We start from the raw sequence: 22,301 nt of genomic DNA, 5'->3' as shown, positions 1-22,301 counted from the left end.
GACGGATACTGATTACACTTAATATTTAATATGTCTATATAAGACTTCTGATGGATAAAAAGCTCAAAAGACGAAATATCAAGTTATATTTTTTATAGCAGAGTTAGTTCCTCGAAAGGTGAAGAACAATGGCAAACATCGAAGCACCAGTAATGAAAAACGAATATTATGATGTGACATTTGAAGATTTGACGCATGATGGATTAGGTGTTGCGAAAATCAATGGATTTCCGGTTTTTGTCAAAAACGGATTGCCGGGCGAAAAGGCGAAAATCAAAGTCATCAAAGTGAAAAAAGGCTATGGCTACGGACGCCTTATGGAGTTGTACGAGCAAAGCCCAGACCGCGTCGCATCCCTTTGCCCGATTTACAAGCAGTGCGGCGGCTGCCAGCTGCAGCACTTAAGCTACGAAGGTCAACTGCGTGCCAAACAGAAACATGTCAAAGAAGTAATGGCGCGCATCGGCAAATTGGAAAATGTCATCGTGCATCCTGTCATCGGCATGAAAGACCCGTGGCGCTACCGCAACAAGGCGCAAGTGCCTGTCGGCGAGCGAGAAGGAGGGCTGGTCGCGGGTTTTTACCAAGAGCGCAGCCACGAAATTATCGATATGGATGCCTGTCTCATCCAGCAGGAAATGAACGATGTCGTCGTACAGACCGTGAAAAAGATTTGTGAAAAATATAAGGTGCCTGCCTATAACGAAGTGACGCATAAAGGAGTTCTCCGCCATATTATGGCGCGTTACGGGGCAGTGACAAAAGAAGTGATGGTCGTCCTCATTACGCGCACGGAAGATTTGCCGCATAAAAGGAAAATTGTGCAAGAAATTATTGACTCCGTGCCAAATGTAAAATCGATTATCCAAAACATTAACCCAAAAAAGACGAATGTGATTATGGGTGACGAGACGAAAGTGTTGTGGGGAGCCGAATGCATTTACGATTACATCGGTGACATTAAATTCGCGATCTCGGCTCGCTCTTTCTATCAAGTCAACCCGGAACAAACAAAAGTGCTATATGAAAAAGCGCTTGAGTATGCGGAATTAACGGGAGAGGAAACAGTCATTGACGCTTACTGCGGCATCGGCACGATTTCTTTGTTTTTAGCGAAAAAAGCGAAAAAAGTATACGGGGTGGAAGTAGTGCCGGAAGCGATTAAAGACGCCAAGCGCAACGCTGAATTAAACGGCATCACCAACGCCGAATTTGCCGTCGGCGAGGCGGAAGCGGTCATTCCTCAATGGTACGAACAAGGCATCCGAGCGGATTGCATCGTCGTCGACCCGCCGCGCAAAGGCTGCGATGAAACGCTTTTGCAAACCATCATCGCCATGAAGCCGAAGCGTGTGGTGTATGTGTCCTGCAATCCGGCGACATTGGCAAGAGATTTACGAATCCTCGAAGACGGCGGATATAAAACATTAGAAGTGCAGCCGGTGGATATGTTCCCGCATACCGCGCATGTGGAGTGTGTGGCGAAGCTTGTTTTGAAGGAAGATGCAGCCTCTGGATAAAAGGCTATGTCTTGATTTTGTTTGAATTCATAGTAGTACATGATCAACTTCTTCTTAAAATTCAGTTTGAATTTCGGACATGGTTTCACCAATATTCTCTTGTGTATAGTGCTCCTAAACAAGTAACATATGTCGATAGATCAAATGAATTTTATCTCATTAGCTCTCTAATAAACTTGGGCAGGAGAGAAGATGTGTCATTGATGCTTCTGTCACTACCCGGTTTTTGTAAAAAAACATCCGGGTGTTGACAGGCTTTTTTTTCATTTTGCATCATCCAATTGTTTGCTAAAATAAACTAGAAAGTGCCAATGGAAAAGGAGCGGGTTGTCGTGAAGAAAACAGTTCGTGTGGTTGGTGCGGTCATTTATAATGAACAAAATGAAATTTTGTGCGCGCTGCGCTCTCCGGAAATGTCGCTTCCGAATCTGTGGGAGTTTCCAGGCGGAAAAATGGAAGAGGGGGAAAATCCCAAAGAAACGTTAGTGAGAGAAATTCAAGAAGAATTAGGATGCACGATTGAAGTGTATGAAAAAGTTGAAGAAGTGCATCATGAATATCCGAGTGTGATTGTTAATTTGCTTACATACAAAGCGAAAATCGTTGAAGGGGAGCCGAAAGCAAAAGAGCATGCGGAATTAAAATGGATGCCGCTTCGAGAATTGCGCTCTCTTGAATGGGCGCCTGCCGATATTCCAACTGTAGAGGCGTTATTAAAAGAAATCTGTCCCCCATCGCTTTAATGTTTTAGCGCAACGGGGGACAGACCCTATGTTTAGCGGATCAGGTCGATGTATAAGTCTTCTGGTACGGGGTGGTGCAGCCGCCATTTAATGTTCATTGGTTTATCGCCATAACTGGATACATAGTCCACCTCGCCAAGATACATAAATGGCAAGGTCATCCCGTGCATTTGATCAAACTTGCGCACAAACAAATGAATATGGATGCCTCTTTCTTTGTGATAAATATAATTTTGTCCGACAGAAGACTCGTGGGATGTTTGATTTTGACTTTGCCAGTGGAAATGGCGTTGATCGATAAAGTAATCTTTATATTGCAAGTGCTCTTCTACTTTTTCTGATTTGTTCAAGTTGACGAACAAGAAATAATGATTGCCTGCTCGGCTTACCCCTTCTCTCCAAGAGCCTTCTTTTACCCCTGCTTCAAATAAGAAAATTAGGTCATTTCTCGTGTAATTTTGATAAAGAACAAGCTTTTCTCCTTTTGCGAGAAATCTTTCTGGATGATACGTTCGTCTAAACTCAATAATTCCATAATCAATGCGATCTTTTAAATATTGATAAAACTCGGTATTTTGCGTTATTTCAAGAATGTCATCATTCAACACAAATTGATCGCCAACGACTTTGCCAAATGACCATTTTTGTTTTTTATATGGGTTTGCTAGGCGGGACATTGACTGTCCAATGAGCGTTTTATGTTTTTCTAAGTCAATTTTTGTCGCAAATCTCTTTTCTAACTGTTTGGCGACATCTGTATACGAAACATTTTTTTGCAAAAAGGCCAATTACCCGTGGTGCTAGATAAAATCAGACAAGCATAAAAATAGCCCTTGCATGAGGATCTCCTTAAAATGAAAGTGCAACCAAACATCAAAAGGAGAAGTTCCCATGCAAGAGCACTTTCATTTTACAACAGATCGTGTCAAACTTCAAAAACAATATGCATCGATTTTGCTTTTTGTATCGGCTCAACTATCGAGTATCCAGATTCATCTTCAACGTCGAAATCGTCATTTGTTGAAACAGAAAGACGAAGTCATCATCACCATCCATGTCCTTGGAAAGTTGTTGGGCTTCACTTCCGAACGGGCTTGGCACCGGTTTGTGATTGGGAATTTGTTTCCCAAGGCCTTGTTCCCTGAGCGTTCTCGGTACAACCGTCGCTGCCGAGCGCTTAGCTTTGCGATCAAGTGGATTCGACACCAGTTGGCCAAGCGCGGGCAACACCATGCGTATGCGGTCGTGGACAGCTTGCCGATCGAGCTGTGTCATTCAGCTCGAATGCATCGCGTCAAACGATTCCGTGGAATTGCCGATATTGGCTATTGTGCTTCCAAAAGGATCACTTTCTATGGGTTGAAACTTCACCTGCAGGTCACCGACCAAGGGCTTCCGATGGGATATGTTGTCACCGAAGCGTCTTGTCACGACCGGGTGGCCGCTGAAACCGTCATGACGCAAATTCCACATCCGTATAACCTCGGTGACAAAGGGTATATCAGCCAAAAGCTGCAAAAGAAGCTGTACGAAGAGCACCGGGTCGCTTTTTGGACGCCCGTTCGAAAAAATCAGCGAATTCGCCAATCGGACGCATGGAAACAGTGGATGAAGCGAAAACGTAAAGTGGTGGAAACCGTGTTTTCGATTTTAGTCGATTCGTATCGGATCACCGAGATTCGAGCGAACTCGGTTTCTGGATTTGAAACGGCGCTGGATGGTATTTTACTGGCTTACTCCCTTGTTGTTCTTGGGCTAGTTGAGTGTTAAAACTCAACTAGCACCACGGGTTTTATATTATTGAAAAAATGCGAGAGAATGTCTCCCTCATTCCTGCTCCTTTCGCGAAGGCGGGGATGGGGGAGTTTTTTCATTTTATACTTCTGTCATTTTTCCTTCCCGTTTTTTATATAGTTTCATTGAGGTGTTTATGATTTATCGGCAAACCCGGTTTGAATTAGTTTTGTGGGAGGAATATAAATATGGCTATTTTTTCGCGTTACACGCAAACGATTTTTATTGATGGAACGTGGCAGGACGCCAAAAGCGGAAAAACGCTTCCAGTACAAAATCCCGCAACATTGGAAGCGATTACGGAAGTTCCTCATGGGGATGAAAGAGACGCGGAACAAGCAGTACGTGCGGCTCGTCAGGCGTTTCCGCATTGGTCAGGGAAAACAGCTAGAGAACGATCCCATCTATTATATGCAGCCTATGAAAAAATGAAGGAACAAAAAGAAGAACTTGCTGCTATCTTAACAACGGAACAGGGAAAACCGCTCAAAGAAGCAAGAGCGGAGATTGATTCCGCCGCCAGCTATTTCCTTTGGTATGCCGAAGAAGCAAACCGTCTCTATGGGGAAATTATCCCTTCCTCGAACAAGCATAAACGGCTGATGGTCATTCCGCAGCCGATTGGCGTTGTCGCCGCAATCACCCCGTGGAATTTTCCGGCTTCGATGATTACACGAAAGCTCGCGCCGGCTCTTGCCGCCGGGTGCACGGTTGTGTTAAAGCCGGCGCCGGAGACGCCGCTGACCGCGTATCGAATCGTGAAGATCCTCGAAGAAGTAGGGATTCCTCCCGGTGTGGTCAATCTTGTCACCGGCGGTGCCGTTTCGATCGGAAAGTGTTGGATGAGTCATCCAGACGTGCGTCTGATTACGTTTACCGGTTCGACGGAAGTCGGGCGTCTGTTGATGAAAGGAAGTGCGGATCAAGTAAAAAAACTGTCGCTGGAACTGGGCGGTCATGCGCCGGTCATCGTATTTGAAGACGCCGATTTGGACTTGGCGGCGGAATTGACGCTGGCGAGTAAGTTTCGCAACTGCGGGCAAACGTGTATTTGCGCCAACCGTGTCTATGTGCAGCAGACGGTCTGGGACGCTTTTGTGGAAAAACTAACAGCGAAGGTACAACAGCTTTCCATTGGCAGCGGGTTGGATGAAGCAACGGATATCGGGCCATTGATTAATGAGGAAGCGGTAAGGAAAGTGCAAGACCATTTGGACGATGCCGTGCAAAAAGGGGCTTCCGTTCTTTATGGTGGAAAACGATGGAAAGATTCGTATCCAGGATATTTCTTTGAGCCAACGGTGTTGGCGAACGTAACGAAAGAGATGAAAGTGATGAACGAGGAAACGTTCGGCCCGCTTCTGCCGCTGCAGTCATTTTCCGAGGAGGCGGAAGTAATTCGCGAAGCGAATGATACGCCGTATGGGTTGGCGGCCTATATTTTTACCGACTCGCTTCACCGCGCGTATCGCGTAATGGAGAAGCTGGAATACGGCATCGTCGGCATTAATGATGTATTCCCGGCCGTGGCCGAAGCGCCGTTTGGCGGCGTGAAGCAATCGGGCTTGGGGAAAGAAGGCGGCAAAGAAGGGATTTTCGAATTCGTCGAATTGAAGTACGTATCGATGGGGATCCAATCCTTGTAGCATGACGTAAAGAGCAGCGATATAAAAAATCTTCATGACTGATCTCTTCGTTGCATAAGTATGATAGTGAAAAAACTGCGTAGTCTATCGTGGCGCCTTTGCCGGCGATCTGCATGCGTAGACAGCGGCCAGTTTCATCATTGCGCGATGATACTGACCGCTTATTTTTATTTGGATGAGACGGCTTCTGTTAATTTGGTTCCAGGTTCGCCGACTTAGGATGACGTGAGCTAAATAGGCGAGCAAAAGCATAGATTAAGAGGGAAGGTATTTATTTTATGCGAGGGGATAGGAATGAATGTGTTTTCCGATATCGTTGAAACGATGCCTCCTTATTTATTTTCACAGTTTCAAAAGAAAAAAGAAGAGTTGATCAAGAAGGGGGTCGATGTCATTGATTTAGGAATCGGTGCTCCTGACTTGCCGCCGCCGTCTTTTGTGGTGGCAAAGTTAAAAGAACAGTTAGATGATCCAAATAATTATACGTATTCGCCGTATGCGGGATGCAAAGAATATCGGGAAGCGGTGGCGCTTTTTTACGAGCGGGAATATGGAGTAAAGTTGGATCCCGATGCCGAGGTTTTAGCGTTAATTGGGTCAAAGGAAGGAATTGTTCATTTATTGCAGGCTATGCTTAATCCGGGAGACATGGTGTTGATTCCCGATCCTGGATATCCGGTTTACCGCACGGCCGTGCATTTCGCGCGGGGGAGAAGCGTTTATTTGCCGCTTGATGCGGAAAATGGCTATGTTCCTCTTTTTTCCAAGCTGCCTTCGACCATTTATGAAGAAGCCAAAATCATGTTTTTAAATTATCCGAGCAATCCAACGACAGCCACTGTCGGCATGGATACATTCGCCGCAGCGGTTTCACTGGCAAAAAAGCACCGCATCTTCATCGCCCATGATTCTGCGTATTCGTTTGTGACTTTCCAAGGATTTAAAGCGCCGAGCATTCTACAAGTAAACGGGGCAAAGGAAGTGGCGGTCGAATTCGGTTCCTTATCGAAAAGCTACAACATGGCTGGCTGCCGCATCGGTTATATCGTCGGAAATAAAGATATGATTAAAGCGCTTTCGATTATTAAAAGCAACACCGATACGTGCCAATTTCTCCCGATTCAAAAAGCAGCGGCGGCAGCGCTGACGAGCGACCATCAGTCCGTGCAAGAAAATAACCGAATCTATGAGCAACGAATGAATATGATGGTCAGGGAGCTGCAGGGGCTGGGCATGCAAGTGCAACGTCCGAAAGCAACTTTTTTTCTATGGATTCCTGTTTTCAAAGAGTATTCCTCCGAACAATTTGCCGCAAAGCTGCTCGAAGAAGCGGGTGTGATTGTAACACCGGGAACGGCATTTGGTCCTTCAGGGGAAGGATATGTTCGATTATCCTTATCGGCACCAATAGAGAGATTACAGCAAGCGATGGAACGATGGAAACAAATTGATTGGGAGGCGTAGAAACGGTGAAACAGACGATCCGGAGCACCACCGCGGCGAAAGCAATCGTTCATTGCTTAAAACGAGAAGGCATTTCCCATGTGTTTTGCGTGCCGGGAGAAAGCTATTTGCCGCTAATGGATGCCATTTTCGATGAACCTTCGCTTCAACTGATTTCGGCCCGCCATGAAGGAGGTGCTTCGTTTATGGCGGAAGGTTATGCAAAAGTGTCGGGAAAACCCGGAGTCGTGCTGGCGACGCGGGGAGTCGGCGGGGCTAACTTAGCGATTGGTGTCCATACGGCGAGGCAAGATTCCACGCCGATGGTTGTATTTTTAGGGCAGGTACACAGCCATTTCCGCGGCAGGGAAGGATTTCAGGAAGTCGATTTAGACCGGTTTTTCCAGCCGATTGCAAAATGGACGGTGGAAATTCGCGAGGCGGAGCGAATACCGGAGCTGGTGCAGCGGGCGTTTCGCATCGCCAAAACGGGCAGGCCAGGCCCTGTCGTCATCTCGCTTCCAGAAGATATATTTCTTCAAGATATTGCCGAAGCGGTCGTTTCGGATGTAGATGTACCAAGACCTGCTCCAAGCGCAGAGGATGTGCGGAGCGTGCAGGAAATATTGCAAAGGGCGAAACGGCCGGTTGTCATCGCCGGTGGAGGAGTAAAGCTAGCTAAAGCGGAACGGCTATTGCGGTTATTTGCTGAAAAATACTCCATTCCTGTGGCGGCTGCTTTCCGCCGCCATGATGTGTTCCCAAACGACCATCCGCTTTATATCGGCCATCTTGGATTAGGGACGCCGAAATCCATTATCGAAACAGTGAAGCAGGCCGATGTCGTGATCGCGCTCGGGACGAGATTATCGGAAGTGACGACACAAGATTATCGCTTGCTGTCTCCGGATCAGACGCTCATTCATATCGATATCGACAGCGATGTATTAGGAAAAGTATATCCACCGGAAATTTCCATCCTAGCAGATTGCAAAGAAACGCTCTTAAAATTGCTAGAAATCGCCGTGCAGCCGTCTTGGCACGATTGGGCGGCAGCAAGGAGGAAACAATATGAGCAAGTATCGACGCTTCCGGCGGAAAAACGGAACTTAAATGAAGCGATTATCGCCAGCTTGCAACAACATTTGCCAAACGATGCCATCATTACGAATGATGCTGGCAATTTCGCCGGCTGGCTCCATGCTTTTTTCCAGTTTAGCGAGGAACATACGTATATCGGTCCTACTTCCGGCGCGATGGGATATGGCATGCCTGCGGCGATTGGCGCCAAGCTTGCTTTCCCGGAGCGCGTCGTCGTTTCTCTATCAGGAGACGGTGGCTTTATGATGACGATGCAAGAACTGGAGACGGCTGTCAGATATCATATTCCGATTATTAGTATCGTCTTTAACAATAGCATGTATGGAACCATCCGCATGCATCAAGAACTTCACTTTCCGAGACGGGTCATCGGGACGGATTTAGGGAATGTATCGTTTGCCGAATTAGCGAAATGTTTAAACGCCAACGGCATTCGAGTGGAAACAGAAGACCAATTTACTAGAGCGCTCCTTCAAGCCTTTAACGAAACAAAACCAACGGTGATCGAAGTCATGACAGATCCAAACCAAATTTCCGTGACCGCGACGATCGACGAGTTGCGAAAGCGCTCGAATTCTCGGTAAACATTTGCATAATAGCCATGATAGTAGATGCATAAATTTTTTATAGAAAACAAATGACAAGGAGGAAGCTGGATTGTGAAAGCATTGAATTTTATTAATGGGGAATGGAAAGCATCGATTAGCAAGCAATTTGCTCCGGTGATTAATCCGGCAAACGGAGAAGCGATTGGAGAAGTGACGGTTTCGATCGAAGCGGATGTTGATGAAGCGGTAAAAGCGGCGAAGGCCGCGCAAAAACGGTGGGCGCTTGTACCAGCGCCAAAGCGGGCGGAAGTGTTATATAAAGTCGGCTATTTATTAAAAGAAAGAAAAGAACAGCTCGCTAGGCTGTTAACCAAAGAAATGGGAAAAGTGATCGAGGAAGCACGCGGGGAAGTGCAAGAAGGAATTGACATGGCGTTTTATATGGCCGGAGAAGGAAGACGGTTATTTGGCGACACGACTCCTTCGGAATTAAAAGATAAATTTGCGATGAGCGTTCGCGTGCCAGTTGGAGTTGTTGGCATCATCACTCCATGGAATTTTCCGATTGCGATTGCGACATGGAAATCGTTCCCGGCCATTGTTGCCGGCAATGCGGTTGTATGGAAGCCGGCGTTAGAAACACCATTTATGGCACAGGAGCTGGCCAAAATATTCGAAGAAGCAGGATTGCCAAAAGGGGTGTTCAACGTCGTTCACGGCGATGGCCCAACGACAGGAAATGCGTTGGTAGAGCATCCAGACGTGCAAGTTATTTCCTTTACCGGGTCAAACGAAGTCGGGCGAATGATTGCCGAAAAATGCGGACGCCACTTGAAAAAAGTGTCGCTAGAAATGGGCGGAAAAAATGCGGTCATTGTCATGGATGACGCCGATTTATCGTTAGCGGTAGAAGGCATTTTGTGGAGCGCGTTTGGTACGTCAGGACAAAGATGTACGGCATGCAGCCGCGTCATTGTTCATGAAAAGGTGAAGGAAGAATTAGAAAATAGATTGCTAGAAGCAATGAAGACATTAACGATTGGAAACGGATTGGACGAAAACGTCAAAGTCGGACCGGTCATTAATGAAGAAGCGTTGCAAAAAATTGACCGTTATGTGCGAATCGGCAAGGAAGAAGGTGCAAAGCTATTAACCGGGGGTTATATTTTGCGGGATGGAGAGCATCAAAAAGGCTATTATTATGCTCCGACTCTCTTTACGGATGTCCAGCCAACGATGCGCATTGCGCGGGAAGAAATTTTCGGTCCGGTTGTTTCGATTATTTCGGTAAGCAGTTTAGAAGAAGCAATCGCTGTCAACAACAGCGTCGATTATGGATTATCTAGTTCTATTTTTACAAGAGACGTGAACAAAGTGTTTCAAGCGATGCGCGATTTAGATACGGGCATTGTCTATGTCAATGCCGGCACGACCGGGGCGGAAATTCATCTGCCGTTTGGCGGCACAAAAGGAACGGGGAACGGCCATCGCGACTCTGGCGTCGCGGCGCTCGATGTGTTTACCGAATGGAGAAGCGTTTATATTGATTTCAGCGGCAAATTGCAACGGGCGCAAATCGATGTCGAGGAATAACATAAAAGAACAAGGAGGGAGATACGATGAAAGCGTTGGTGCTTGGAGCTGGACTGATGGGAAAAGAGGCGGCGCGCGATTTAGTGCAAAGCGAGGCGGTTTCCGCCGTCACTTTAGCCGATGTCGATCGCAAAAAGGCGGAGAAAGCTTGTCAACAATTGTATTCTAGCAAAATAGAAGCAAAGCAAGTGGATGCGGCGAATGAAAAAGAGTTGGCCGCGCTGATGCGCGAGCATGATGTGGTCGTTAACGCGTTATTTTATCGTTTTAATGAAATCGTAGCGAAAACGGCGATCGAAGTCGGTGTGCATTCCGTTGATTTAGGGGGGCATATCGATCATATTACCGACAGGGTATTACAATTAAATGAAAACGCCAAACAAGCCGGTGTTACGATCATTCCGGATTTAGGAGTCGCACCGGGAATGATCAATATTTTGTCAGGGTACGGAGCGAGCAAATTAGATGAGTTAAAATCGATCAAACTATATGTCGGCGGAATTCCTGTACGCCCGGAACCGCCACTCGAATACAACCATGTATTTTCGCTAGAGGGGCTGCTTGATCATTATACCGATCCGTCTCTCATTATTCGCGATGGGAAAAAGCAAGAAGTCGCGTCGTTATCGGAAGTAGAAACGATTTATTTTGATCAATTTGGCCCGTTGGAGGCGTTTCATACATCAGGAGGAACGTCCACCTTGTCCCACTCTTATCCGCAATTGGAATGCCTGGAATATAAAACGATCCGCTACCCTGGGCACGCGGAAAAATTTAAACTGCTCGTCGATTTGAATTTGACAAGAAACGATTACGAGGTGGAAGTAAAAGGACAAAAAGTGAAGCCGCGCGACGTGCTTTTAGCGGTTTTATCGCCGCTCTTGGATTTAAAAGATAAAGAGGATGTCGTGCTATTGCGGGTCATTGTTGGTGGAGTCAAAAACGGCAAAGAAACGGTTTTGGAATATGAAACGGCAACGTTTAAAGACCGTAAAAACAACGTAACAGCGATGGCGCGGACCACCGCCAATACGATTTCGGTCGTCGCGCAAATGATCGGGAGAGGAGTCATTCAAAAACGTGGAGTTTATCCGCCGGAGCAAATCGTTCCAGGAGACATTTACATCAAGGAAATGGAAAAGCGAGGAGTAGTGATTAAAGAAAAACAATATGTAAAAGAATGAACAGAAGGCTGATTTTAGGTGGAAAGTTTCCACCTAAAATCAGTCTTAATTTGTTTGGGTAACGGACGGTTGTTGTTTACGCAAGCTGAGAAAGGCAAAGGCAATTAACGCTAGCACCATCGCCACCATAAATGGCGCTTTGGCGGAAATGGAGTGGCCGATCACCCCCGATAGCACAGGGGCAATCGCAGCGCCCATCCAGCGGACGAAGTTGTACATTCCAGACGTCATTCCACGTTCGTACGGAGAAACGTCCATGACATAGCTGGTGAACAAGGCGTTATTTAAACCAGAAACAAGGCCAGATAAAATAATAAGAACGATCATCAACCAGGTGCTTTGCGTTATAAATAGCAGAAGCAAAAATACAGCGAACAGCAATAAACTATAAGGCAAAATTTGCTTTGGTGTATACTTTTCTTCTAAACGATGTGCAAGAATCGCAGAACCATAGGCAAGGCAAAGCCCCCAGCCGAAAAAGACAAAGCCGATTTGAATCGCTGAAAGCCCGATGATTAACGGCGAATACGCAAGCACGACGAAAAAACCATAGTAATACAGCATTGCGCCGATTGCGCCTTTCAAAAAAGGCGGGAATGTTAATAAATGCCGCATTTCTTTCATGCCGACTACTTTTCTCGGCTTTCCTTTATTCGGATCATAGACAAAAAAGACGACAAGAAGAAGTGCGATAAAAATGAAAATGCTCGTTCCAATAAATGGGTATCGCCATGAGTGCTGACCGAGAAGACCGCCGACAAGCGGGCCGCCTGCCATCCCAAGGCCGATGGCTGCTTCGTAAAGGCCTACGGCAGTGTTTGCTTGTGGCGTTAACGCAATTAATAACGTCATCGCGGTAGCAAAAAACATCGAGTTGCCAAGCCCCCATCCAGCCCGGAAAATGGATAATTGCGGAATCGTATTGGATAAGCCGCACAATAAGGAAACAACGGTAACGATACTAAGCCCGATTGCCATCATCCGTTTGTCTCCTATACGGCTAACCATCATTCCAGATGGAATCATCATGATTGCCATCGTAAAAATGTATGCAGTAAACAGCATTTCCACTTGCCAATGAGTCGCTCCGATGCTTTCGGCAATCACCGGCAAAATCGGGTCGACAATCCCGATTCCCATAAACGCTAAAAATGTCGCAAATACGGTAATCCATCGTGCCCGTGTCTGTCTTCCTTCCTCCATTATGATCCTCTCCTTTCTTCGTTTAAAATCGCTTGAATTCGTTGTTCCATTTGTTCCAGCTCTTTTTTGAACTGGGTCATTTTTTTCATTTTCTCTTCAAGCATATCGATTTGCTTGCGAAGGTTGGCAGCAACATGTTCGAGCTCTTGCCTTTTTTCCTCCTGTTCGCTAGCGTTGCGGTATTCAAAACGATGGGATTCGATCTTTTCTTTCAGCGTTAAAAAATGCTGCAGCTCTTGCAGGGAAAACCCTAATACTTCACGGGCCGCAATCACTCTTTTTAATTGCTCAATATCTTCTTCTGTATACAGGCGCGTTCCTTTCTCGCTGCGTTCAGGAGGTTTAATTAAGCCGATTTCTTCATAGTAGCGGATCGCCCGCTTTGTTAATCCTGTTTCTTTGGCGACGTCGTCAATTTTGAATCGCTTCATCCTTGGTCCTCTCACTTTACTTATTTATGGTAATAAAGGTTGCTACCGTAAATATAACATTAACGTTAACGTTAGATTTTGTCAATAAGCAATAGGATGTATTTGGAAAAATATAGTCAAGAAGACAAAGAACAACGATATTGCAATGGACGTAAAAAAGCGACTGTCCCTTCCAACGATAAAGGGAAAGTCGCTTTTCGAGGCTAGAAAAAACTATTCGGTTGTCCGGTTTTGCTTTAACACCTCCTTCACCGCCGCTTCGATTTCCTGATAACTGGTGCAGCGGCAAATATTTGATTCGAGCCATTCTTGAATGGTGGCGTCATCGGCGTCGGGTTTTGTTTCCGTCAAGGCATGGGCATTCATAATAAAGCCGGGAGTACAGTAGCCGCATTGGAAGGCAAAATGTTCGACAAACGCCCGCTGAATTGGGGTGTTATGAAGCCCTTCGATCGTAGTAATCTCTTTTCCAACCGTTTCGATGGCAAGCATCATGCACGATTTGATTGGCGTTCCGTCGACCAATACGGTGCAGGCGCCGCAATCGCCGTTTAAGCAGCCAGGCTTTGCCCCGGTGAGGCCGAGTTCGTTACGGAGAACAAATAGCAATGTATCGCCTTGGCGGGCGATGACGGACCTCGTTTCCCCGTTTACTAGCAATTTCATTTCACATTTGGTTGAGGCCTCCATGATTTACTCCCCTCCCAGCTCGTCGATCATATCGAAAAGCATTTGTTTGAGCACAAACAGACGGTACGCTGCCGATCCTTCAATATCGTCTAGAATGGGACGCGGAAGTGCTTCGATCGCTCCCTCGATGCGGTCATGCACGGAGAGATGGCGCGCGTTTAACCGCTCTTCCACCTCTTTGGAACGGAACGGAAACGGGCACACGCCGCTGAGTGCCACGCAGATTTGCCCGTCTTTTTTGATGGCGGCGGCGGTGACAAGCGGGTATCCGACTTCGCCTTGCTTGCGGCGCTTGCGATGGAAATAGGGCAGTGATGCGAAGGAACGGTCCACTTTCCATTGTACGAGAAATTGTCCGGGTTTTAACTGAATGTGCTGCTGAAAGACATCGTGAATGCTGCACTGTTTTACGCCGTCTTTTCCGGCAATGACTGCTTGACTGTCAGCAAGCAGAAGCGGCAATACCGTTTCGCGGTAAAAAATTTGCCCGCAAATGTTGCCGCCGAGGGTGATTTGGTTGCGTGCCGTCCGGTCGGCGACTTCGCTCGCCGCTTTCGTCAAGAGTGGAAATGGATTGGCCTCTTCTAATGTGGTTAGCGACAATGCCGCCCCGAGCACAAGTTCGTGCTCGGTTGCTTCCAGTGCGCGGCATTCAGGAATATGTTTAATATCAATGACCGCATCAGTGGTGACAAGATGGAGGCGGGAGAGCGTAATAATTTCTGTTCCCCCGCCGTAATACAGCGGCTTTTTGCCTTGCTGCTGCAAGGTGTCAAACAGCCGCACCGCTTCTTCAATGGAGCGAGGGCGATGATAAGTAATCTCAAATGGAGCCATGAACGTCACCTTTCTTTTTCCGCCAAATCAGCTCAGGGATCAGCGGCAGTTCATTGAGCGGCACTTCGGCGGCGAGCGACAAAGCGTTTGCCAATGCGGCCGGCATGCCGATCAGCCCGTGTTCGCCGGCGCCGCGGGCCCCGTATGGCGCATCGATTTGCGGTGTTTCGATAAACTCCACAATATATTCCGGGTGTTCGCCGAAGCGAATGGGTCGATAAGTGCGCAATTGCGGATTTAGCACACGTTCGTAGCGGTCAAATAAAAACGTTTCGCGGCTCGCAAAACTCAGTCCCATGCTCATTGCCCCCATCGCCTGCCCAAGTGCGGCTTTCGGGTTGAGCACTTTGCCGATATCAATGACGGCAAACGCTTTGAGGATTTTATACGTATAGTCGCGGCGGTTGAATTCAATTTCCACTCCTTCCGCGCCGACCGTCCATTCCGGTCCCGGTTTGCCCGCGCCCGTTTCTTTGTTGAGCGGGGTCAAGTGGCGCAAAATATAGTTTCCCCGTCCGATAATTTGCCCGCCGATCGCATTGCCGTTTGGATATTTGTAGCCGTAGGCGATGTCTTTAACCGGAATATAGATGCTAGGGTCATCGCGCAAAAATACTTTTCCGTAGCCAACTTCTAAATCTTCCACCGATGCGCGGAGCACGCAAGACGCGATCGCTTTTAGCTGGCGGATGGCATCGTCCGCCGCTTCGAGCGCCGCCCTTCCCGCCATAAAGGTTCCCCGGCTTGCGACCGTTTTCCAATGTTCAGGGGTCGTTTGCGTATCGATGTCCATTTTGACGTGGACATCGTTGACGTCCATTTTTAATTTCTCGGCAACGATTTGGGCGAGGATCGTTTTCGTTCCGGTTCCGATTTCAACGACGCCAGAGATGACATTGACGCTTCCGTCGGGATTAAATGTCAAAATGACACCGGAACTGGCATTGGGGTCAATCGTGGACGTTTTCCACGCGCAGCTGATGCCTTTCACCCGCACGGTATAAGCATCGATTTCGATGCGCTGCCATTCGTCCCATTCCATTAGCTCGCGCAAACGATCGAGGCAGGCTGGCAAATCGCCGATGTTGCTGCGGTTTAACGGCACTTGCGTCGGGGTAGTATGGCCAAGGCGAATCGCGTTTTTCCGCCGCAATTCCCATTTGTCCATGCCTAACTTTTCGGCAAGCAAGTCAATGGCCCGTTCGATAGCAAAAGCTTGTTCGCTATGGCCAAAGCCGCGAAATGGGGTGGCATACGGATGATTTGTATAGACGCATAACGAATCACACCAGACGTTTTCGATATGATACGGTCCGGTGCAGTCAACGGCAGCGGCGCGGCTGACATCGATCGCTTTATCAGAATAGGCGCCGCCATCAAATAAAAACAGAATTTCCGCCGCTTTGATATAGCCGTCTTTTGTGGCGCCGAGCTTGACGGTGGCTTCTAGGCCGATATGGACTGGGGAGGTGATCATATCTTCTTCCCTTGTATTCCAGATGCTGACCTTTCTTCCCCCCACCGCTTTTGATGCCAGATAGGCGAGAAGTTCCAGCTGCACAGGCGTTTTTCCGCCATACGCTCCGCCGACAAGCGGAGTGTGGACGATAATGTTGCCGACATCTTCGCCAAAGTAGGAATGAATGAGCTTTTTAATCATAAATGGCGACTGGGAGGAAGCGGAAATGATAATGTTGCCATCGGGGAGAATTTCTGCAGTAGCACATCTCGTTTCTATTGCCACGTGGTCAGAAGGAGAAAAGGCCACGCTTGTTTCTACAACGACGTCGCTTTCCGCCCAGCCTTGTTCTATATTGCCTTTGCGGATTTTGGTGCGATGAGCGATGTTTGTATTCGGTTCGGGATAGGTATGTTCGTTCTTTTGGTAGCTTCCTAGCTGTTCATGGATAAGGGGAGCTCCTTCTTTTAGCGCTTCGCTTGGCTTGCCGATGGCAGGGAGAGGCTCATAGACGACATGAACAAGGTTGGCCGCTTTTTCTGCCTGTACAATTGTATCGGCGACGACGACGGCAACGACTTCGCCATGATAGCGCACTTTATCAAAGGCGATAGGAGGACGGTCGCGCAAGTCTTCTCCTGTCAGCGGCAGCCCTTCGCCGGTGATGATCGCGCGCACGCCGGGAAAGGCGCGCGCTTTTTCGGTATCGATCGCGCGAATGCGAGCATGGGCGTACGGACTTGTAACGAGTTTGGCATGGAGCATGCCTTTTTCTTTGAAATCGTTCGTGTATTTGGCTCTTCCGGTCACTTTGTCCCATGCGTCTTTGCGAATAACGCTTTTACCGATAGCCATCCAATTCCCCCTTTTCGCTTTGCTTGATGGCATGTAGATAGTCTTCGTTCGTATATGTGATGAAGTTGGGTGTTTCATTTATGACGATATCCGTTCGCATCTTGGGCGAACGAATAAGTAGATTGCATTTTAGCTGTGCATATGATCATTAAGAAGACAGGAATTGTTTTATTCTTCATTTCACTGAGAAATAGGCTCTGTTATCATTGTATTCTTTTGGAAAATAGCCATGACTGAAAAATAAAGAAGCTAGCGTTCGAGATGCCGAAACGCTAGCTTCCTTCCACACCTGGATCATTTTTTCTTTTCCGCTTATTTAGCCGTCCGGCTTGTTTAGCGGCTTCGCGCAATAAAAATTCAATATGGGCGTTGACGCTGCGAAACTCGTCTTGCGCCCATTGTTCGATGACTTCATACAAAGCCGGGTCCATGCGAAGAGGGAAATTTTTCTTTTTTGCCATAGCACTCCACAACCATTAATATAGACTGCCGGTGTTAATGACCGGCTGGGTCGCCCGTTCGGAAACAATAGCGACCATTAAGTTGTTGACCATATTGGCTTTTCGTTCATCATCTAACTCCAAAATTCCCTCTTTGTCAAGTTGCTCGATCGCCATTTGCGCCATAGAGACCGCACCTTCGACGATTTTTTTCCGCGCTGCTAAAATAGCGGCCGCTTGTTGGCGCTGGAGCATGGCGCTAGCAATTTCCGGGGAGTAGGCAAGATGGGTAAGGCGTGCTTCCATCACTTCGACTCCCGCCACGCGCAGCCGCTCCTGCAGCTCGGCAGCGAGCACATTGGAAATGACATCGGCGTTTCCTCGTAGCGTAATTTCATCTTCATCGCCAAACGTATCGTATGGATATTTCGTCGCGACATGGCGGATCGCCGCCTCACTTTGAATTTCGACAAACTCTTCGTAACGATCGACATCAAACACGGCTTTAGCAGAATCAATGACGCGGAATACAATCACGGCGGCAATTTCAATCGGGTTTCCTTGTACATCGTTCACTTTTAATTTACTGCTGGTGAAGTTGCGCACGCGCAAGGAAACGTTTTGCCGGATGGTGAGCGGGACAGTGAGAAATAGCCCGCTGTCGCGAATCGTCCCTAAATAGCGTCCAAAGAAAATAACTACCTTTGCCTGGTTCGGCTGCACAATCGTAATGCCGGTAGCAAAAACGGCTGCGACGACAAGGAACAGTGCGGCAATAACGATTTGCTCGTGCAATGCGCTTAGCAGCGCTACGGCGGCAAGGATGGCGATGCATACAATCCCGATAAATCCATTCATATACCATGCTTTTGTTTCTTTCATTTACTTCGCTCCTTTAATATCGAATTTATATTAAAATGATATCACATTTTGAAATAAATATAAATTTTTTATTTCCTTTATTTTGATAATTTGTTAGCATATTAACTTGTTAAAATATGGTAAAAATAAATTGACAAGACAAGAAAATAAACGATACAATATTCTTAGAAAAATGAACCTCTCCCACCTTCATTCCATGAAAAGGTGGGAGTTTCTTACCATCTCCATCGAAGAAGCTTCTGCGCAGAAGAAGGCAGTCTCCTTCCACTCGATGAATGCATCGGAAGACTTCCCGATGGGTCCAGTAAGCAACATCGTACTACACCGATGGGGCGGTCCAACCCTTCTACTACTTCTTGCTTACGCAATCCGTAGATACATCAGCTTCGTTTGTACGTTCCAGTGTTTGAAGGTGCCATGCAGCGCTTTGCTTAAGATATTTCTCGCGCCGTGAACGTCACGATGCTCCTCATACCCACACCGGCACACAAACAGGCGGGAAGACACTTTTTTTCTCTTTTGGCAGACAGGACATGTCTGGCTTGTATACGACTCTTTGATTTCATGCAAGCGAATGCCATGTGGAGCCAGCTTATAAGTGAGATACTGCTTCACTTTCCCAAATGACCAATTTGAGAGCTTTTGCGCTTGTTTGCGGCTTAACCGCTTTTTCTTTCTCGTGTTTCGCTGCACTCCTTCGATGTTTCCGATGTACACATCGGAAACCGATTGGGCACGGCACCAGTCGACAAACTGTTTGGTCGTTTTATGGAGCGCATCCCGCAGCTGTCTTTCGGATTTCGACAACACGTATTGTTTCGCTCTCTCATACTTTTTCCATTGACGGGATCCTTTTTGACATTTCGATTGAAGTCGCTGGATCTCTGCCAGTTTTTTATTCCGCAGCCGGTGAAGGGAGCGTATTTTTCTTCCCGTGATGAGGAGGGCTTGCCCGGTTTCGCAAAACGCACCGATGGTGTGTACTTCTCCAAGATCGACTCCGACGGAGAAGTTCGGTTTGTACGCTGTTGCCTTTTGTCCATCTTCATACGTCACCGCAAGATAGAGACCATGATCAAAGCAGCATTCGATTTCTTTGATCGTTCCTTTTGGCAGATGCGACGCATACACGACGATCGGCTTTTCCCGTTTTCCGTGATGAATGCCCATGGAGAGTTCAATTTTTCCGTTTTCATACACTTTGAAACCGTCTTTCGCCCATTTCGTTGGGAAGTACTTCTTTTTCTTGTAAGGGTAGCGAGCAGGATATCCTTGCTGAATCGCGTGGTGAGAAGATTGTCTTGCGAAGAGGTATTTGTGGCAGACAGCTTGAATCGATTGGCTGTGAAGATGGAACTTTCTTTTCGTTTGTTTTTGCAGTTCGCTTTTGGTAATCCAACGGCCGTATTGGAGAAAATGTTCCTTCGCCAATCGAAGACATTCATTCCAAACACGGGCGGATTCGCGATTGCAGGCGTACAATCGGTCCAAATCCGCTTTCGATGCCCGGAAGAACACTTTTTGGCCCCGAAGCATGAGAATCCCTTCTTTCTTTGTTTGATGGATGGTTTGATTATAGCACATATGTTCGTTTTTGGGAATCAAAAACTTCCCGATTCCTCTCCCTCCTTCACTCCGTTTAGAGGAAGGGAGACTTCTCGGGAAAAATGTTAAAATAAAAGGTGTATGACCACATGCTAAAAGAGGCAAAAGCGCGAATCGGACGAAACGCCATATTGCTGGCGATGCTCGACGAGGAAGAAGAATTGGAGATCGCAAGGCTTTTGGATCACTTATCATGGCGTTATTGCAAAGGAAAAGTCGGCTCGATGGAGCTGCAAAAAATTGTTGCCGCGATTGAAACGGCGGCAAAGCGCAACCATATCGTCGACGGTGGGCTGTATCGGGAAATGCACGCGCTCTATCATGCGGTCGTCGAAGCGGTGCAAGGCGTAACGAGGGGACAAGTGGAGCTAGGAGATTTAATGAGAACGGTCGGCCTTCGTTTCGCTGTCGTCAGAGGGATGCCATATGAAAATGCGGCGGAAGGGGAGTGGATTGCTGTCGCTTTGTACGGGACGATTGGCGCGCCGATTCGCGGGTTGGAGCATGAGACGGTCGGATTAGGAATCAATCATATATAAAGCCTATAGCGATGAGTTTAGTAGGAGGCTGAATGCTGTGACATCCCATATTCACAGCGCCAGCCTCCTTTTTGATTTTTACGAAAAAGGAGCGGAGATAAAATGGTCGTATTAACCGGAAATACATTAACGATCGAAGAAGTGAAGAGAGTTCTTTATCATAGCGAACTCGTCATTGCTTCAGAAGAAAGCATGAAAGCGGTGGAACGGAGCCGGAAAGCAGTCGAGGACATCGTCGCGAAGCAACAAATCGTTTATGGAATTAATACCGGGTTTGGTAAGTTTAGCGATGTGCTGATTGGCGCCAATGACGTCGAACAGCTGCAAGTCAATTTAATTCATTCTCACGCGTGCGGAGTCGGTGAGCCGTTTCCGAAAGAGGTGTCGCGGGCGATGCTTTTGCTGCGGGCGAATGCCTTATTAAAAGGGTATTCGGGGGTTCGGCCGGTTGTGATCGAGCGGCTATTGGATTTGCTGAATGCGCATATTCATCCCGTCATTCCGCAGCAAGGTTCGCTCGGAGCCAGCGGGGATTTGGCGCCGCTTGCCCATTTAGCCCTCACGTTAATGGGAGAGGGGGAAGTGTTTTATCAAGGAAAGCGAATGCCAGCGTTGGAAGCGATGTCAAAAGAAGGAATCGCCCCAATTACGCTGAAAGCAAAAGAGGGGCTGGCGTTGATTAATGGGACGCAGGCGATGACGGCGATGGGTGTGGTGGCCTATATCGAAGCGGAGAAGCTGGCATATGAAAGCGAGCTGATTGCTGCGATGACGATGGAAGGGCTGCGCGGCATAATCGATGCGTTGGATGAGCGGATTCATGTTGCCCGCGGATTTCCGCAGCAAATCGATGTCGCTATGCGCATCCGTCGTTATTTGGCTGACAGCCAACTAACGACGAAACAAGGAGAATTGCGCGTGCAAGATGCGTATTCACTTCGATGCATTCCGCAAGTGCACGGGGCATCGTGGCAGGCGCTTGATTATGTCAAAGAAAAATTAGAAATCGAGATCAATGCGGCCACTGATAATCCGCTTATTTTTGACGATGGCGCCGACGTTATTTCAGGAGGAAACTTTCATGGCCAGCCGATTGCCTTGGCGATGGATTTTATGAAAATCGCCGTAGCGGAACTGGCCAACATATCGGAGCGGCGCATTGAGCGGCTTGTCAATCCGCAATTAAATGATTTACCGCCGTTTTTAAGCCCGCAGCCGGGCTTGCAGTCAGGTGCGATGATTATGCAGTATGTAGCGGCAGCGCTCGTCTCGGAAAACAAAACGCTCGCCCATCCGGCCAGCGTCGATTCGATTCCATCATCGGCCAATCAAGAAGACCATGTCAGCATGGGGACGATTGCGGCTCGTCACGCTTATGCGATTGTACAAAACGCAAGGCGGGTGTTGGCGATTGAACTGATTTGTGCATTGCAGGCGGCCGAGTATCACGGCGTGGAAAAAATGGCGACAAAGACGCGGCAGTTTTATGAAGAAGCGCGCAAAATCGTACCGTCCATTATCCATGACCGTGTATTTTCCAGCGACATCGAAGCTATAGCGCAATGGCTAAAGCAGATAGATGAGACGTTTTGGTGGAAGGCGAGCCAATATTCGTCAAAAGAGAAATAGAGAGATTCGCTTTTGCACCGCAAGCTTGCTAGATTTACTGGCAGCTTGCTTTTTATTTTTTATAGAGGTAAAGAAAGAACTGGCAAGTTGATGACTAGAAATATTTAGGGTAAGATGAAAGAAAGACAAGCTGTGAATGATGAGAAGATCAATAGCGGC

General features: G+C 47.5%; 19 protein-coding genes. 10 read left to right on the top strand and 9 right to left on the bottom strand.

Annotated features, from left to right (window positions below; all coding sequences use genetic code 11):
* The first annotated feature begins 128 nt into the window (after positions 1-128).
* Positions 129-1,520 carry a 23S rRNA (uracil(1939)-C(5))-methyltransferase RlmD gene (gene rlmD, locus BDD39_RS15480; protein ID WP_166912074.1) on the top strand — a complete coding sequence of 464 codons (1,392 nt, stop codon included), beginning with the start codon at positions 129-131 and terminating at the stop codon, positions 1,518-1,520.
* A gap of 332 nt (positions 1,521-1,852) precedes the next feature.
* Positions 1,853-2,263, top strand: a complete 411-nt coding sequence (gene mutT, locus BDD39_RS15475; RefSeq protein ID WP_166912071.1) for an 8-oxo-dGTP diphosphatase MutT — start codon at positions 1,853-1,855, stop codon at positions 2,261-2,263.
* Between the two features lie 32 nt (positions 2,264-2,295).
* Here the strand turns inward: mutT and BDD39_RS15470 are convergent, their stop codons facing one another.
* Positions 2,296-3,042 (bottom strand): DUF3427 domain-containing protein, encoded by a 747-nt coding sequence (locus tag BDD39_RS15470; protein WP_380630402.1) that lies wholly within the window; start codon positions 3,040-3,042, stop codon positions 2,296-2,298.
* A gap of 112 nt (positions 3,043-3,154) precedes the next feature.
* Between BDD39_RS15470 and BDD39_RS15465 the strand changes: the two genes are divergently transcribed.
* From BDD39_RS15465 to BDD39_RS15440, 6 genes are all read left to right on the top strand, one after another.
* Positions 3,155-4,033, top strand: coding sequence for an IS982 family transposase (locus BDD39_RS15465; protein WP_166907142.1), 879 nt, complete (start codon positions 3,155-3,157; stop codon positions 4,031-4,033).
* A gap of 212 nt (positions 4,034-4,245) precedes the next feature.
* A complete protein-coding gene (locus BDD39_RS15460) occupies positions 4,246-5,703 on the top strand; it encodes an NAD-dependent succinate-semialdehyde dehydrogenase (RefSeq protein ID WP_166912069.1) in 1,458 nt (485 codons plus the stop codon).
* Positions 5,704-5,997: 294 nt separating this feature from the next.
* Complete coding sequence (locus tag BDD39_RS15455) at positions 5,998-7,167, top strand: aminotransferase class I/II-fold pyridoxal phosphate-dependent enzyme (RefSeq protein ID WP_166912067.1); 1,170 nt, start codon at positions 5,998-6,000, stop codon at positions 7,165-7,167.
* Positions 7,168-7,172: 5 nt separating this feature from the next.
* The gene (locus BDD39_RS15450; RefSeq protein WP_166912065.1) at positions 7,173-8,831 is read left to right on the top strand and encodes a thiamine pyrophosphate-dependent enzyme; all 1,659 of its coding nucleotides are present in this window, start codon (positions 7,173-7,175) and stop codon (positions 8,829-8,831) included.
* Between the two features lie 75 nt (positions 8,832-8,906).
* Positions 8,907-10,388 (top strand): aldehyde dehydrogenase family protein, encoded by a 1,482-nt coding sequence (locus BDD39_RS15445; protein ID WP_166912062.1) that lies wholly within the window; start codon positions 8,907-8,909, stop codon positions 10,386-10,388.
* A gap of 26 nt (positions 10,389-10,414) precedes the next feature.
* Positions 10,415-11,572: a saccharopine dehydrogenase family protein gene (locus tag BDD39_RS15440; protein ID WP_166912060.1), complete on the top strand. Its 1,158-nt coding sequence runs from the start codon at positions 10,415-10,417 to the stop codon at positions 11,570-11,572.
* Between the two features lie 45 nt (positions 11,573-11,617).
* Here the strand turns inward: BDD39_RS15440 and BDD39_RS15435 are convergent, their stop codons facing one another.
* From BDD39_RS15435 to BDD39_RS15400, 8 genes are all read right to left on the bottom strand, one after another.
* Positions 11,618-12,775, bottom strand: coding sequence for an MFS transporter (locus BDD39_RS15435; RefSeq protein ID WP_166912058.1), 1,158 nt, complete (start codon positions 12,773-12,775; stop codon positions 11,618-11,620).
* Positions 12,775-13,206, bottom strand: coding sequence for a MerR family transcriptional regulator (locus BDD39_RS15430; RefSeq protein WP_166912056.1), 432 nt, complete (start codon positions 13,204-13,206; stop codon positions 12,775-12,777). The genes BDD39_RS15435 and BDD39_RS15430 overlap by 1 nt, the downstream gene beginning before the upstream one ends.
* A 213-nt stretch (positions 13,207-13,419) precedes the next feature.
* Positions 13,420-13,896: a (2Fe-2S)-binding protein gene (locus BDD39_RS15425; protein WP_166912053.1), complete on the bottom strand. Its 477-nt coding sequence runs from the start codon at positions 13,894-13,896 to the stop codon at positions 13,420-13,422.
* Between the two features lie 3 nt (positions 13,897-13,899).
* Positions 13,900-14,733 carry an FAD binding domain-containing protein gene (locus tag BDD39_RS15420; RefSeq protein ID WP_166912051.1) on the bottom strand — a complete coding sequence of 278 codons (834 nt, stop codon included), beginning with the start codon at positions 14,731-14,733 and terminating at the stop codon, positions 13,900-13,902.
* On the bottom strand, positions 14,720-17,047 hold the full coding sequence (locus tag BDD39_RS15415) for a xanthine dehydrogenase family protein molybdopterin-binding subunit (RefSeq protein WP_166912049.1): 2,328 nt from the start codon (positions 17,045-17,047) through the stop codon (positions 14,720-14,722). Before BDD39_RS15415 ends, BDD39_RS15420 begins: the two co-directional genes overlap by 14 nt.
* 272 nt (positions 17,048-17,319) lie before the next feature.
* On the bottom strand, positions 17,320-17,508 hold the full coding sequence (locus BDD39_RS15410) for a type II toxin-antitoxin system antitoxin (RefSeq protein WP_166912047.1): 189 nt from the start codon (positions 17,506-17,508) through the stop codon (positions 17,320-17,322).
* Positions 17,509-17,523: 15 nt separating this feature from the next.
* Positions 17,524-18,369, bottom strand: coding sequence for an SPFH domain-containing protein (locus BDD39_RS15405; protein ID WP_166912045.1), 846 nt, complete (start codon positions 18,367-18,369; stop codon positions 17,524-17,526).
* A gap of 360 nt (positions 18,370-18,729) precedes the next feature.
* A complete protein-coding gene (locus BDD39_RS15400; protein ID WP_166912043.1) occupies positions 18,730-19,905 on the bottom strand; it encodes an RNA-guided endonuclease InsQ/TnpB family protein in 1,176 nt (391 codons plus the stop codon).
* Between the two features lie 158 nt (positions 19,906-20,063).
* Here BDD39_RS15400 and hutP point away from each other — a divergent pair, with 158 nt between their 5' ends.
* Both hutP and hutH read left to right on the top strand, forming a co-directional pair.
* A complete protein-coding gene (gene hutP, locus BDD39_RS15395; protein ID WP_166912041.1) occupies positions 20,064-20,513 on the top strand; it encodes a hut operon transcriptional regulator HutP in 450 nt (149 codons plus the stop codon).
* A 102-nt stretch (positions 20,514-20,615) separates the two neighbouring features.
* The gene (gene hutH, locus BDD39_RS15390) at positions 20,616-22,142 is read left to right on the top strand and encodes a histidine ammonia-lyase (protein ID WP_166912039.1); all 1,527 of its coding nucleotides are present in this window, start codon (positions 20,616-20,618) and stop codon (positions 22,140-22,142) included.
* Positions 22,143-22,301: the final 159 nt, after the last annotated feature.

Source organism: Saccharococcus thermophilus (assembly GCF_011761475.1).
Taxonomy (GTDB): Bacteria; Bacillota; Bacilli; order Bacillales; family Anoxybacillaceae; genus Saccharococcus; species Saccharococcus thermophilus.
Note: the sequence above shows the minus strand (reverse complement) of the source record. Positions and strands in the feature narration are given on the sequence as shown.

Coding starts and splice junctions, on each gene's coding strand:
- rlmD (WP_166912074.1), top strand. CDS start 129: ATGGCAAACATCGAAGCACCAGTAATGAAAAACGAATATTATGATGTG.
- BDD39_RS15465 (WP_166907142.1), top strand. CDS start 3,155: ATGCAAGAGCACTTTCATTTTACAACAGATCGTGTCAAACTTCAAAAA.
- BDD39_RS15460 (WP_166912069.1), top strand. CDS start 4,246: ATGGCTATTTTTTCGCGTTACACGCAAACGATTTTTATTGATGGAACG.
- BDD39_RS15455 (WP_166912067.1), top strand. CDS start 5,998: ATGAATGTGTTTTCCGATATCGTTGAAACGATGCCTCCTTATTTATTT.
- BDD39_RS15440 (WP_166912060.1), top strand. CDS start 10,415: ATGAAAGCGTTGGTGCTTGGAGCTGGACTGATGGGAAAAGAGGCGGCG.
- BDD39_RS15435 (WP_166912058.1), bottom strand. CDS start 12,775: ATGGAGGAAGGAAGACAGACACGGGCACGATGGATTACCGTATTTGCG.
- BDD39_RS15430 (WP_166912056.1), bottom strand. CDS start 13,206: ATGAAGCGATTCAAAATTGACGACGTCGCCAAAGAAACAGGATTAACA.
- BDD39_RS15425 (WP_166912053.1), bottom strand. CDS start 13,896: ATGGAGGCCTCAACCAAATGTGAAATGAAATTGCTAGTAAACGGGGAA.
- BDD39_RS15420 (WP_166912051.1), bottom strand. CDS start 14,733: ATGGCTCCATTTGAGATTACTTATCATCGCCCTCGCTCCATTGAAGAA.
- BDD39_RS15415 (WP_166912049.1), bottom strand. CDS start 17,047: ATGGCTATCGGTAAAAGCGTTATTCGCAAAGACGCATGGGACAAAGTG.
- BDD39_RS15410 (WP_166912047.1), bottom strand. CDS start 17,508: ATGGCAAAAAAGAAAAATTTCCCTCTTCGCATGGACCCGGCTTTGTAT.
- BDD39_RS15405 (WP_166912045.1), bottom strand. CDS start 18,369: ATGAAAGAAACAAAAGCATGGTATATGAATGGATTTATCGGGATTGTA.
- BDD39_RS15400 (WP_166912043.1), bottom strand. CDS start 19,905: ATGCTTCGGGGCCAAAAAGTGTTCTTCCGGGCATCGAAAGCGGATTTG.
- hutP (WP_166912041.1), top strand. CDS start 20,064: ATGCTAAAAGAGGCAAAAGCGCGAATCGGACGAAACGCCATATTGCTG.
- hutH (WP_166912039.1), top strand. CDS start 20,616: ATGGTCGTATTAACCGGAAATACATTAACGATCGAAGAAGTGAAGAGA.